The following is a 12,796-nucleotide window of genomic DNA, read 5'->3' on the forward strand; positions in this document are numbered from 1 at the left end:
TAATAAAAGAGCATGAAACCTTTGGCTCCATGCTCTTTTTTATATTATTAATTCATTATCTAGCAGTTCTTAATGTTATGCTCTCTTTACTTGAAATCTCTCCATTTGAATACTTAGCAGCAATCTTAAAGTTATAGATTGTGTGTCTATTTAATTTCTTAAAGATATATGAAGTTTCTTCTTTACTTATTTCATCAACCTTTTTGCCATCTTTGTAAAGAATATATCCTTCTAATCCTTCTGTAGTTTCTGGTTCTACCCAAGTTACAGTTACATCTTTTTTATTAACTTCAAATTCCTTAAATTCTCTTACTGGATTAACAATTATTTCTGGTTCAACTGGTACTTCTTTTTGCTTAACATTAATCTCTGCTGCTGATGCATATCCACCAACACCTTCTAAAGCAATAAGTTTTACGTGAGTAGCTTCTACAGCATCAAACTTAACTACCTTAAGCTCCTCATCATTTGCCCACTTTCCAGTGCTAACAGTTGTGAAGTTTTCTCCATCATTACTTACCTGAAGTTCATATTGAGTTATTCTACCATTTCCACCACTTTGTCTTGGAAGATAAGTAAATGTATCTATAACATAACTCTTATCCCCTTCCTTATCTAGATCTAAAGTTACATGATATGGTTTATCTCCTGAACCATCCCAAGGAGTATGCCATATTGTTCCTTCATTTCCATCTAGAGCATATCTAGCTGGTCCTTCTCCACCTGCATCTGACTGCTCTGCATTAGCAACAATGCTCATCTTTTCTTGAGGAATAGCTAATGGATCTACTGGTGGTTTTGGTGGCTCTGGGAATGGATTATCAACTTCTCCATCATACTCATTTATTGTTAAATCATCTAAAACTAAGATTCCATTTCCAACCTTTTCAATAGCTATATAGTAGTCATCTTGACTTCCAGTTTCAAAGGTATATTCAAAAGTTCCTGAGCCTTGTCCTGTTTCTTCATTAATCTCATATCTGTCTAATCTTGCTCTCATAACAGTTTCTTCTTCGCTACCCTTAGCTTTATCAGATTTAACTGCTATATCATAATTACCATATTTATCTCCCTTATAGAAATCACTGTCTGGGAATTTATAATCAAGTTTTATTGAGTATTTCTTATTAGGTTCTAATTTTAATAAACCTGGAACTGTTCTAGCTACTAAACCTGATCCTCCCTCTTGAGTTTTAAATGACCAATCACCATTTATTGTATCGTTAGTATAGCCATTTATATTTCTTTCTGAAAGGTGAGTTTGACATGAACCATTATATCCATAAACAAATGGTCCCCATCCTTCATCTACACTTTCAAAATCTTCATAATAATAGTTCTCATTTTGAGAAGTTTTCTCCTCTTCACTCATCTTATGCTCAACAACCCTTACATTATCAAATCTAACATAAGAATCACTTTCTCCCTCTCCAGCATTTAATGATACTTGAATCTCATTTACTCCCTCTGGTACAGTAAAATCTACCTTAATTCTTTGGAAGTATGTGTTGTGTTTATCACTGTTTACTGTAAAGTTTCTAAAATTAGTTGAAGTTATGCTTTGTTTAAATACCTCATCTCCAACTTTAACTTCTATTTCTGCTTCTCTTTCTTTACCTGGAGTTATTTCAGCCCAAACTGATGCTGAGTAATCTTTTCCTCCTTTAAGAGTTATATTTTGAGTTACTCCACCAGCCTCTTCTCCATCTATTCTTAAATAGGTTTGTCCAGTATTATTAGTAAAGCTTCCATTAGCTTCTGAAACTCCTGTTTCTCTTTCAAAGCTTACATTGCTTCCATCACCTTCACTAGTCTTACTCCACCAACCATAAGAATCATCTTCTCCATCTTTGAAATCATAGCTATCAAATCCCATATCTCCTACAGAACTTGTTTCACTCCACTCAGTTGTTCCTATAGTTTCTTCAACTTTTTCATTATAAATAATATATGGAGTACTTGGATTTAGATTTAAAGTAATTTGTCCATCTACTACTGGAATTTCCTCAACTAATCTTCTTCCTTCTCCTGATGTTTCATAAAGATAAACTTTAGAAGTTCCTTCTTCTTTCCAACTCTTTGGTAAATGCCATGTTCTTTCCTCATCAAAGTCATTCCATGCGTAAACTTTATCAGGATTTTCTATATCAGTTTCACTATAAGGTATGAATACTCTATTATCTTTTGATAATAATTTATCTCCAGCATCCTCAGCTCTGTTGCCTTCTGAACTTCCATTTCTATAAGTTGTTCCAGAGTATATTAAATTACCATCTTTCTCAAGTTTGGTATCTCCCCCTATAACTTTTCCATACTGGTCTTTATTTAGATTCTCAATTGAACTAACTAAATTATTTTCAAATGTAGCCTCAGTATCAGTCCATTTTATAATTGGGAAGTGCTGCATATACTTTGTAGGTAAAGTCCAATTATAGAAAGTCTCTACAGAGTATTCTATATTCTTCTCTCTTGGAGCATCTCCTTCCCATCCCATAAATCCTTTATTCTTATTACCTTTTAATAAAATATCATTAGGGAATACATCTTTCATTTCATTTTCAACAAATCTAACTACTTTACTTCTTGTTCCTCTATACTGTTCTCCCCAGTTAACTCCATTTGATATATTTCCACCATCATAAGTCAAATCAGCCCAGTGAGTCCAAATAGCATTTTTTCTCATAGGACCACTCCACTCTGTAGCAACATACCAGTCATTATCCATTAAGAAGTTTTGAAGCATATACTCGTTCCAAGGATTTGTTCTATAAACGTCCACATAAACCCAATCCAATTCTGATGTAGCCTCTTTCAATTCATCAAGTCTAGCCTTTAATCCAGTTTCTGTTTCATTTAAAACATCTGCTCTTTTATCTACATAATATGATTGATCAAGCCACTTCCATCCTTTTCTATAAGGCTGCTCCAAAAGTTCATCTAAGAAATACTTAGCCTCTGGATATAATTCTGTTGTATTTATATGAACACCAACTAAAGTGTTATATTTTTCTTCTACAACCTTAGCCATTTCATTAAACTCTTCTACTCCACCAGCTCTCTGATTAAAATTGTTTCCATAGTCTGGGTGAGCACTATCATGTCCTTCTGATTGGTATCCCTTAACAAGCATCATTTGACCAAAACCATCTAAATAATTAGAGTACTTAGCAACTTGGTCTGTTAATCTATCAAATGGATATTGAGCTTGTGATGCAAAATTCATGGCAACATGAGAAACATGGTCTTTAACAACATCATCTCCATAAGGTTTAACCATATGCTCTCTATATGCAATAGCACCATCTTGCCAATCTACAACTTCATCATTGTTTTGGTCAGATGAAATTACAACTCTTGACCATGGTAATTCTGTAACACCACTAAATTTTATATTCGTTTCATCTGAATTGCTTAATTGTTCTCTATATATCCATGAACCATTCCAAAGTCCAGCTTCTTTTACACCTTCATTTAAAACAGTTTGGTAATAAACTTGCTTTTCATAATCAATAACATTGTTTTCTAAAGATGCAACTAAGTCTCCATTATTTAAAAATGCCATGGTTTGATTAACTGGACTTTTATCAACTTCTTTTTCTTTTAAATCATAAAAATAGTCATCTGAACTCAATATTCCATGAACTTTAGCTGCTGTAATATCTGAATTTTCTTCCTCTTCATTTATTGTAACCAAATTATGATTAGGAATTTGCATTGTTCCAACTCTAAAGTCACCATTTTCATTTATTTCTTCGAATTGAAGTTTCACTGTATTTTCTACTATTGTAAGTGAAATAATCATTTCAACATTTATATCTTCAAAGTTTAGTCTATATAAATAAGACTCTCCATTTGAATCCTCAGAAACCTTTTCTGATTGAACTGTTGGTTTGAATATCTTTCCATTTATTAAAAACTCATCTCTTGATTTATTAGCTCCCTTAATAACCTTATCTCCCATTCTATATTCAACTATATTAGGAAATTCAGTATCAACAGTTACAGTTAATTCTTCTGAACTTAAAGTATCTGTATTAGTTATTTTTCTAAGTTCTCCTTCTGCTGCTGGAATAATTTCGGGATTTGCAACATCCTTAGCATTAACCTCTAATTCTCTTGTAAGCTGATCAGTTACATCTACTATTTCTCCTTCTACTGTCTTTTCTTCAATAACTGCTTTACCCTCATCAACATCAGCTTTTACAACTTGAGGTGATACTAATGTTAATCCATAAATTGAAGTTAACAAGGCGGCTGTATATTTAGCTGCATTTTTTTTCATAAATTTATATCTAGTCATAATTCTCCCCCTTTTTGACTTTACTTTCTACATAATATGTATACTAAAACTATTTTACAAATATTACCATTTAATAATAAAAAAAGAAGCTTAATTTTAAAATTAAGCCTCTTTTTTTATTATTTATTATATATTATTGTAATATTCTCCACACTGCTTCCAGTTTATAATATCAAAGAAATTATTTACATACTCTGGACGTCTATTTTGATATTTTAAATAATAAGCATGCTCCCATACATCCATTGTTAATATAGGAATTAATCCTAAAGAAATAGGTGAGTCTTGATTCTTAGTTGGCATTATTTTTAATTTGCCATCTTTATCACTAACTAACCATGCATATCCGGAACCAAAAACAGAAATTGCACATTGTGTGAACTCTTCTTTAAACTTTTCGAATGAACCAAAATCTCTATCTATAGCATCAGCAATTTCAGCTACCGGTCTATTACAACCTTTACCTAAGACACTCCAATAGAATTCGTGGTTATATACTCCTCCACCTTGATTTGTTAAATCTGTCAGTATATCTTTAGGCATAGCATCTAGATTACCTAAAATTTCACATAAATCTTTACCATAAAGTTCAGGATGTTTTTCTAATGCTTTGTTTAATTTATCTACATAAGCTTGTTGATGCTTATCATGATGTATTCTTACTGTTTCTTCGTCTATTGATGGCTCTAAAGCATCATATGGATAACCTAACGGTTTTAATTTAAATCCTACTCCTGGAGTTGAAGCTGAGCCACAATAAGCCGGATACATTAATGGATTTTTTCTGTGTTTTAAAAGATTATTATTCATTTTCATTCCTCCTCAATATTCAAACATTTATATTAGTTTTTCTAAATAATAATTTATATATACTAATGTTTAAAATTAATACCCTTTAATACAAATATTTTAAACATATAATATCCAGTATAAAATATAATTGATACTATTGTTAAGGTTAATATAAAATTTAATATAGTCTTACTTTTAATAATATACAAACTATTTATTGTTCCATTAATTACATTACTATTCATAAAAAACAAAGCTAAAATCATATCAATCCATTTTGTTTTATCAAAGCCTAAATTTTCTAAAAATAATACAGAAATTAAATTAATAATTACTATTATAAAAATAGTGGTAATTAGTGTACTTTTAAAAATTCCTTCTTTTAAGATAAAAATTCTATTTTTAGTAAAAATCCAAAATATTTCATTAATTATAAAACCTATAACTAGACTTTCTATTAAGAAAAATATATTTTTTATATATTTTATATATATTAATTTTTTATTTTTACTAAAATAACTCAATCCATCTTTATAGTCTAGTATAATCATAATACAAGACAATATTCCTACTAGATATCTAAAAAAACTCCATTGAAGTGTCCCTGCCATGAATAAAGACAAAACTATGGATGTAAATAACAATTTGTGCTCTATAAATTTTTTTTTAAAAGAAAAGATTAGTTTTCTCATATCTCTCCTCCTTTAAATGACACTTCTTTATCTATCTTTATTCTACCACTTTTCCTTTACAATTAGTACACATTTATCTACCTTTTCCCAAATGAAATAATATTTTCATAAATATATTTATTAAATAAAGTTAAAATTAAATAAATCATAGTATCATTTAAAATTTAACATTTTGTAAATAATAATAAACGTTTTCACAGTAAAAATATAGCTTATTTCGATTTTGACAATAAAATTTTGTCGTTTTATAATTGTATAGTTCATATTTAACAAAAATTTAATAAAGGAGATGATTAGGTGATTAATGCTAATGAAACTTCTAAAAATTCAACCGATCTGGTCTATAAAAACAGATGGTTTATATTAGCAGTATTAGTAATGCAACCATTCATGGCATGTTTAGACAGTAGTATAGTCAATGTAGCTCTTCCAATTCTTCAAAGAGATTTAGGCGCAACTATGGCTGGAACTGAGTGGATTGTAAGTTCATATTTGATAATAATTTCTGCATCTATTTTAATCTTTGGTAGATTAGGAGATATGCATTCAAAAAGTTCAATATTTATAAAAGGAATATTAGTATTTGTTTTAGGATCTTTGCTTTGTGGAATATCTCCATCACTTCCTATTTTAGTAATATCTAGAATTGTGCAAGCTATCGGTGCCGCTATGTTAATGTCATCAAACCAAGGTATTATAACAGACGTTTTCCCTCCTAATGAAAGAGGAAAAGCTTTAGGTATTTCAGGCTCATTTGTTGCTTTAGGATCTATATTAGGACCAGCTTTAGGTGGATTTATAGTAACCTACTTCACTTGGCACTACATTTTCTTAATAAATGTTCCTATTGGTATAATATGTTATATATTTGCTAAAAAATACCTACCAATAAGAGCTTCTAAAGAATCTGAATCAATGGATAAACCAGGAGCAGTAATGTTCTTTATTGCTACAATTCTTATCTTTACTTCAATACTACTTGGTCAATCTTTAGGTTTTAATAGTATGTATGTAATTTTAGGTTTTATAATAGGATGTATTGTTCTTGCATTCTTCTTAATGTTCGAAAACAAAACAAAAAATCCTATGCTTCATTTAAACTTATTCAAAAAATCCATATTTTCTGTAAGCTTAATATGTGCATTTATTTCTTTCACAGCAATAAATACAATAAATGTTATTCAACCATTTTATTTAAATGATATTTTAAGCTATAGTCCTGGAAAGATTTCAGTAATAATGACTGCTTACCCAATTGTATTATTTATTGTAGCACCTCTTAGTGGAACATTATCTGATAAAATAGGTAGTAAAATACTTACTTTAATAGGTTTATTTTTAACTGGTGTTTCTATGATTTTATTATCATCATTAAATAGTAATTCAAAGGAAGCAACAATATTTCTTATGTTAGCTCTATTAGGTTTTTCAAATGGATTATTCCAATCACCAAATACAAGCCTAATAATGTCATCTGTTCCCAAGGATAAACTTGGAATAGCTGGTAGTACTAACGCTTTAATAAGAAATTTAGGACTTGCTTTTGGTGTATCAGCTTCAACTTCTATTTTATACGCTAAAATGAGTCATTTAGCTGGATTTAGAGTTCTAGGTGCAATACCTGGTAAACCAGAAATTTTTATTTCAGGAATGAAGTTCGTATACATATTAGTAGCAATCCTATGTTTTATAGGATTTATAATTTCCTTAATAGAATATATAAAATCTAAATCTAAATAAAACAAACCTGACATGAATATTCATGTCAGGTTTGTTTTGCTATAAATTCTTTTTAATTTCATAATATTCTTCTTTGCTTATTTCACCTTTAGCAAACCTTTGGCTTAATGCCTTTAATGCTTCCTTATTAGGATTATTAAACTCTCTAAAAAGCTTAATTAAGAAATATGCTACAAAGAAAACTATAAGAAACATTACAAGCATCATAACTATAGACCCAAAGCCTCCCATTACTCCTCTACTAAAAAAATAACTACACATTTTCATCACCTCTTTTTAAGAGTAGAATAACTTTGTGAATAAATTATGAATATAAAAATACCTATGATTAAGATAAAAACTTTAATCATAGGTATTTTTATATTAATTATTAACTTCTTGAATACTAATTATTCCTTGAGCATTATCAGATACATCTAATTTTCCTAAATTATTAGGATTACTAAAATAAATCTTTCCACCAATAAATACTATAAGTGCTAATACTATTACCATTAAAATATTTTTGCCTCTAAAACTCTTTTTCATCTATTACACCTTCTTAATAAATAATAATCTAAGTTAAATATGGTAAGAATAATGTTCCTAAACCTAAGAAGAAAAAGAATCCACATACATCAGTTACTGTTGTAACAAAAACTGCTGATGCTAAAGCTGGATCTACTTTTAGTTTCTTTAAAATAACCGGTACTAAATATCCTGCAAAAGTAGCAGCTGTCATATTTAATATCATAGCTAAGCCGATTACTAAACCAATTGCAGGCTTTCCTGACCAGAAAACAGCCACAATAGCAGTTACTAAACCTGTAGCAGCACCAGTTAAAATACCAACACCAATCTCTTTAAAGAAAATTCTCTTTGCATTTTTAAAAGTTAATTCTCCTAAAGCTATACCTCTTACTATGATTGTTAAGGTTTGAGTTCCTCCATTTCCACCCATTCCGGCAACAATAGGCATAAATGTTGCTAAAATTACAACTTTACTAATAGTTCCTTCAAAAAGCCCAACGGTAGCTGAAGCTAAGAAAGCTGTTATTAAGTTTACGAACAACCATGGTAACCTACTTTTCACAGATTCTTTTACAGTACTATCTACTTTTTCTTCTCCGTCTACACCTCCTAAACGGTGTATATCTTCGGTTGTTTCTTCTTTTATGATTTCTATAACATCATCAATAGTTATTATACCTAAAAGCATATCTTTATAATCTACAACTGGTATTGTTAAAAGACCATATTTATCAAATATATTTGCAACCTCTTCTTGATCCATATCAAAAGGAACGCTTATTACATTTTTATTTACAATCTCTGAAATTTTCTCACCAAACTTACTTATAACAAGTTCTCTTAAAGAAACTACACCTTTTAATATTCCTAAATCATCAACTACATATATGTAATAAGCAGACTCAGCCTCTGGAGCGACTAACTGAAGATACTCTAGGGTTTCTTTTATACTCATAGTTTCCTTTATTGAAATATATTCTGTTGCCATAACTCCACCAGCTGTATCTGGTGCATATGTTAATAACTTTTTTAAATCCTTAGCTTCTTGCACTGGCATACTTGAAAGTAATCTGCTGGATTCTTCATCATTTAAGTTTGCCATTAAGTCAGTAAGCTCATCTGAAGATATATTATGTAAAACCTTTTTCTTTTTTTCCTCTGGTAAACTCTTTAAAATATTTACCTTATCATCATCCTTCGCAAAATCTATAATATCTGCGATCATATCTTCTGGAAGTTTTTGTATAAGCTTAATATTCTCTTCATTTTCTTCTAATAAATCTAATATATCAGCTGGATGAATATCATCTAGTGAATTTAATTTGTTATTAGAATATTTAATCAACATATCCTTTAACTTTTCTTCTGTTATTCTTTTATTCATATTTTATCCTCTTTTCTATTATACAAGAGGATTAATTACATTTAATAAATTCTAAGCTAACATATTGTAGTACAAATGGTATAAATGTATTTTTCCTCTTGTTTTTAAATTTAAATATTAAGTTTCTACTAAGGGGATCTCCTTCCATTTACACCACCTCCAAATACAATAAAAATTTTAAAATATTATTTCTATATATTATATTAAGTAACTTTTAACGTTTTGTAAACAAAAATTTATTTTGAATTTTTGTTTTTGGGAATATTTTGTAATAAAAAATCATAAATATATAATAACAAAAATTATAATTTAGTAATTTTTAACCTCACTTTTTCTTATTTTATAAAAGCATGTAGAGCCTTCTATGAATATTATTAAACTGTATAACCTATAATTTGTTTCTTTGTGTTGTAATTCTCCTTTTACATTTTTTATTCATATTCTACATGCTGAAACCAAAAGCAGATTAGTAAATACTAATCTGCTTTTTCATTTGGCTCTATTTTAGGTTAATGTTGATTTTCATTTAAATGGATTTATCAAATACCAAAGACTTACACACTGCAAAAAATTCTCTTGCATACATTGTAGGTACTAAATACCATTGACTATTACTAGTATATAATTCTACATTGCCATACCCATTTCTTTTAGCTAAAAGTTCACTTCTCATAGCATGAAAATCTGTTGTGATGACTAAAATATTTAAATCCTTGATAGGTTTTCCACTTAAATTTTCTATGATTTCTTTAGAATATTTCAAATTTTCATAAGTGCTAGTTGCCTTATTTTCAAGTATTATTCTATTTCTTGGAACTCCTTTTTCTGTAAAATATTTTGTCATTGCCTCTGCTTCTGTTATATTTTCTCCTGGACCTTGTCCACCTGAAACTATTATTTCACCGTCATAACCAGTTTTATCTAAGTATTCTATGGTTTTATCCAATCTATCTTTTAAGGTTGCCGTTAAACTCTCACCTCTTATACCAGCTCCTAAAACAACTATATAATCACAAGTATTTAATGATTTCTTAGGATAAAAAATTATTGCTCCTTCAACTATAATAAATATGATTACAAATATAACAGTTAAAATTTTAAATGGTTTATATATTCTTTTAAACCATTTTAATTTTAAAAGTTTATCTCTTAATAATACATAGGCTATAATTCCTATTCCAACTATTAAATAAAAAAAACTAAATGTAGTTTTTCCAGTTAAGGTGTTGACTAAAAAATAATATGCTATGAAAATTACTCCTATTAGAATCGAAATAAATTTAAGTACTGATTTTTTCACAATATTCTCCTCTCAAAAGTAATCAATATAAATTTTACCAAAACTGTAAACCTGAATCTATACAATAATGTTACAAAGAGTATATATAAATTAATTACAATTCATTTAAATTCTATTGAAACCTTTAATATACTTCTTCAACTACTAATATATTAAAATTACAACAAAGTTCATAGTTCATATTAAATTTTTTAAGTTTTGAAAGCACATAAAAAGAGGCTGTATCAAAATAACTTATAAATAAAACCTATAAATAATATGAGGAGAATATATTTATAAGTTTTATATGCAAGTTTTGATACAGCTCTTTTTAAATTAATTTGTTATGTTGTCAATTATAATAACTCTCTAAAGTCTTTAATTATTTTACTGACACCAACTATATCTTTAAAGGTTTCTTTTTCTCCTATGCCATCTATAACTATTATTTCTTTTACTCCTGCATTATTTGCTGATTTTATTCCTGAAATAGCATCTTCAAAAACAATGCAGTCTTTAATATTAACTCCAAGTAAATCAGCAGCTTTTAAATAAATATCTGGATCTGGTTTACTTCTTGTATTTCCATCATCAAAAGCTATTTTATTTATATCAAACCATCTATTTAAATTAAAGCTTTCAACAAAAAAGTCTACATTCTCCTTTATAGAGGCAGTAGCTATGGTAAATGGAATTCCTCTCTCTTTTAAATAATCAAAAAATTCATTAGCTCCTGGCACTAACCTAAAATTTTCTTTATCCTTTTTACATAACTCTCTATAAACTCTTTCTTTTTCTTTTGAAAGCTTGTCTATTTTATCTTTATCACAATCTTCTCCTATAATATATTTTAAAATAAGTTCATTTGTCCTTCCATGAACCTTAGTTTTAAATTCCTCTTCATTTAATTCCACGCCTCTTATTTCTTTTGAAAATTCTTTCCAAGCAATTTCATGCTTTTCTGAATCCCAAAATAAAGTTCCATTGAAATCAAATATAACCCCTTTACAATCCATAATTCCTCCTAAAATATCATTTTTTATTATTATAACACTAACTCTTAGTAGTAATATAAATTTATAAAAAATATGTTTATTTTTATTATTATTTGAAATACTATAAATGTTTAACTTTTTTAATTTAAGGAGAAATATATTTATGAGTAGTAGAACTGGAATAGTAAAATGGTTTAACCCAGAAAAAGGATATGGCTTTATTTCTTGTGATGAAGGTGATGACATATTTGTACATATATCACAAGTTAAAGAACAAGGTCCTGAAAAAGACTTACATGAAGGTGAAAGCGTGTCTTTTGATATAAGTGAAGGTGAAAAAGGTCCTATGGCTACAAATGTTCAAAAGCTATAAACAAAAGAGCCCTATTACTTAAGTAATAGGGCTCTTTTATTTAAACTATACTAATAATTTCTTATAGGAAATCCTGTGTTTTCAATACAACCTCTTATTTCATCTTCACTTGTATTTTCATTAAACATTACTTCTATACTTCCTCTAGCTACATCTACACATACCTTTTGAACTCCACTTATATTTTCTAAAGCATTTTTTACTTGAGTTTTATTTGTGGAACTTCCTAGTCCGTCTACTAAATAATGAATCTTATCCATACTATTTTCTCCTTTCAAATGATTGTTCTAAAATAGTATGTGTAATCTAAGCTATTAAAACCGTAGTATTATCTGGTATATTCTCATATATCCATTTAGCATTATCTGTGGCAAGTCTAATACAACCATGACTTAGGGCTTGTCCTAATCTACCATCTTTAACGTTTTTTCCACTTCTATCATACAGAATAGAGTGATAATAATACCCATCAATTATTCTTGTTGCATATTTTACTGAATAGTCTGCACCTGCAAAACTTGGCTTTCTTCCATTAATTAAAAAAATGCCTTTTCTTGTTGGTGTTGAAGGCTTTCCTACTGTACTAATCCACCTATATAACCTCATCCACTTATTATTCATTTTCTTATAAACATAAGTGTATTTAGTTACTAAATTTGTTACTAAAAGATAATCAGTTTTACTCTCTAAGTTATTAGAGTTAACAAAAGAATCCATATCTATATTAAAGT

The 12,796-nt window shown here is 28.7% G+C and carries 12 protein-coding genes; 2 read left to right on the plus strand and 10 right to left on the minus strand.

Features of this window, described 5'->3' with window-relative positions; all coding sequences use genetic code 11:
* Positions 1–55: 55 nt before the first annotated feature.
* From OIF33_RS00070 to OIF33_RS00080, 3 genes are all read right to left on the minus strand, one after another.
* Complete coding sequence (locus OIF33_RS00070) at positions 56–4,300, minus strand: endo-alpha-N-acetylgalactosaminidase family protein (protein ID WP_322502181.1); 4,245 nt, start codon at positions 4,298–4,300, stop codon at positions 56–58.
* 126 nt (positions 4,301–4,426) lie between these two features.
* Positions 4,427–5,110 (minus strand): superoxide dismutase, encoded by a 684-nt coding sequence (locus tag OIF33_RS00075; protein WP_322502182.1) that lies wholly within the window; start codon positions 5,108–5,110, stop codon positions 4,427–4,429.
* A gap of 62 nt (positions 5,111–5,172) precedes the next feature.
* Complete coding sequence (locus OIF33_RS00080; protein ID WP_322502183.1) at positions 5,173–5,784, minus strand: hypothetical protein; 612 nt, start codon at positions 5,782–5,784, stop codon at positions 5,173–5,175.
* Positions 5,785–6,081: 297 nt separating this feature from the next.
* Between OIF33_RS00080 and OIF33_RS00085 the strand changes: the two genes are divergently transcribed.
* Positions 6,082–7,524, plus strand: coding sequence for an MFS transporter (locus OIF33_RS00085; RefSeq protein ID WP_322502184.1), 1,443 nt, complete (start codon positions 6,082–6,084; stop codon positions 7,522–7,524).
* 39 nt (positions 7,525–7,563) lie between these two features.
* Here OIF33_RS00085 and OIF33_RS00090 read toward each other — a convergent pair whose 3' ends face one another.
* The 5 genes from OIF33_RS00090 to OIF33_RS00110 all read right to left on the minus strand — a co-directional run bounded on the left by OIF33_RS00090 (position 7,564) and on the right by OIF33_RS00110 (position 11,713).
* Positions 7,564–7,785, minus strand: coding sequence for an SHOCT domain-containing protein (locus OIF33_RS00090; protein WP_322502185.1), 222 nt, complete (start codon positions 7,783–7,785; stop codon positions 7,564–7,566).
* A 102-nt stretch (positions 7,786–7,887) separates the two neighbouring features.
* On the minus strand, positions 7,888–8,052 hold the full coding sequence (locus tag OIF33_RS00095; protein ID WP_322502186.1) for a hypothetical protein: 165 nt from the start codon (positions 8,050–8,052) through the stop codon (positions 7,888–7,890).
* A 28-nt stretch (positions 8,053–8,080) separates the two neighbouring features.
* Positions 8,081–9,418 (minus strand): magnesium transporter, encoded by a 1,338-nt coding sequence (mgtE, locus tag OIF33_RS00100; RefSeq protein ID WP_322502187.1) that lies wholly within the window; start codon positions 9,416–9,418, stop codon positions 8,081–8,083.
* Positions 9,419–9,944: 526 nt separating this feature from the next.
* Positions 9,945–10,718: a YdcF family protein gene (locus OIF33_RS00105; protein ID WP_322502188.1), complete on the minus strand. Its 774-nt coding sequence runs from the start codon at positions 10,716–10,718 to the stop codon at positions 9,945–9,947.
* Positions 10,719–11,053: 335 nt separating this feature from the next.
* A complete protein-coding gene (locus tag OIF33_RS00110; RefSeq protein WP_322502189.1) occupies positions 11,054–11,713 on the minus strand; it encodes an HAD family phosphatase in 660 nt (219 codons plus the stop codon).
* Positions 11,714–11,855: 142 nt separating this feature from the next.
* Between OIF33_RS00110 and OIF33_RS00115 the strand changes: the two genes are divergently transcribed.
* Positions 11,856–12,065, plus strand: a complete 210-nt coding sequence (locus OIF33_RS00115; RefSeq protein ID WP_322502190.1) for a cold shock domain-containing protein — start codon at positions 11,856–11,858, stop codon at positions 12,063–12,065.
* Positions 12,066–12,115: 50 nt separating this feature from the next.
* Here OIF33_RS00115 and OIF33_RS00120 read toward each other — a convergent pair whose 3' ends face one another.
* Together OIF33_RS00120 and OIF33_RS00125 are read right to left on the minus strand one after the other, a co-directional pair.
* Complete coding sequence (locus OIF33_RS00120; protein WP_322502191.1) at positions 12,116–12,325, minus strand: heavy metal-associated domain-containing protein; 210 nt, start codon at positions 12,323–12,325, stop codon at positions 12,116–12,118.
* A 46-nt stretch (positions 12,326–12,371) separates the two neighbouring features.
* Entirely contained in the window at positions 12,372–12,782 is a 411-nt protein-coding gene (locus OIF33_RS00125) for a L,D-transpeptidase (RefSeq protein WP_416173349.1), read from the minus strand.
* Positions 12,783–12,796 lie beyond the last annotated feature (14 nt).

The sequence above is a fragment of the Clostridium sp. LIBA-8841 genome, from assembly GCF_034439435.1.
Lineage (GTDB): Bacteria > Bacillota > Clostridia > Clostridiales > Clostridiaceae > Sarcina.